Source organism: Vibrio wakamikoensis (genome assembly GCF_050337275.1).
Classification (GTDB): Bacteria; Pseudomonadota; Gammaproteobacteria; order Enterobacterales; family Vibrionaceae; genus Vibrio; species Vibrio chaetopteri.
Genome location: NZ_JAKJST010000061.1, coordinates 1 through 858, shown reverse-complemented (window position 1 = coordinate 858; position 858 = coordinate 1). Strand labels below are relative to the sequence as shown.

Genomic DNA, 858 nt, shown 5'->3' with positions numbered 1-858 from the left:
ATACTGACTTCAAAACTCATCCTTACTCAAAAGTAAGAAGTAATTTTAAAGCTATTATCGTTCCAACAGAACGATAATGAATTGACTGTGCCAAGACTAAGTTCTTTTACAAGAAAGTAATCTCGATTGGTCACTCAGTTCATTGAAAACCTAATTTGATACCGAGGTATCTAATTTGATTATCATCAACGAGTGCCCACACAGATTGATAGGTTTAAATTTTTAAAGAACATTTTCTTCAAAACTCTGCGTTTCGCTTCCGTTTGAAGAGGCGGCTATTCTAACGAGATGATTCTCAGTGTCAAACACTTTTTTCTAATTTTTTTGATTTTTTCAAATCTAACTAGAAGACCATCTTGTAAGCTGAATGCCTTACTGACTATCGCCTCGAACCCTTGTGGGCTCTGCCGTGTCAGTGGAATCGCATTATAGAGAGCCTCATCACATTAGCAAGCCTTTTTTTTAGAAAAAATACAAAAATAACGCTTAACCGTGTCTTTTTCATCCAAAGGCGTATTTATTCAACTTTATCCTACTTGTGAGCACAACTTATCCACAGAGTTATTAAAAAAAAGGAGGGCTCAGCCCTGTCTCTTGATCACAAGTCTGCTCGTTCAAGAGACATCGCTAGTTCATAGCCTTCAAGGATGGTTTGTAATTTGAACCATCCTTCCCATAACACTTGGACTGATGCTCGCCCTGTTCGCTTGGTGTCTTTCCACCCTCCCAACCTAGCAAGGCTTTCATAAGCCCAATGGGTATCTGGTACTTGGGTTGGCAGTGGCTTCCCTACGGTTTTGAACCATAATAGCTTCCACGCTTTATGACCTAACACCACTTCACAACTCATCACATCAC

1 pseudogene is annotated in these 858 nt (G+C 39.5%); it reads right to left on the bottom strand.

Annotation, left to right across the window (positions count from 1 at the left end):
- Positions 1-598: 598 nt before the first annotated feature.
- A pseudogene (locus L4C42_RS23460) lies at positions 599-858 on the bottom strand (IS4 family transposase); the annotation flags it as partial.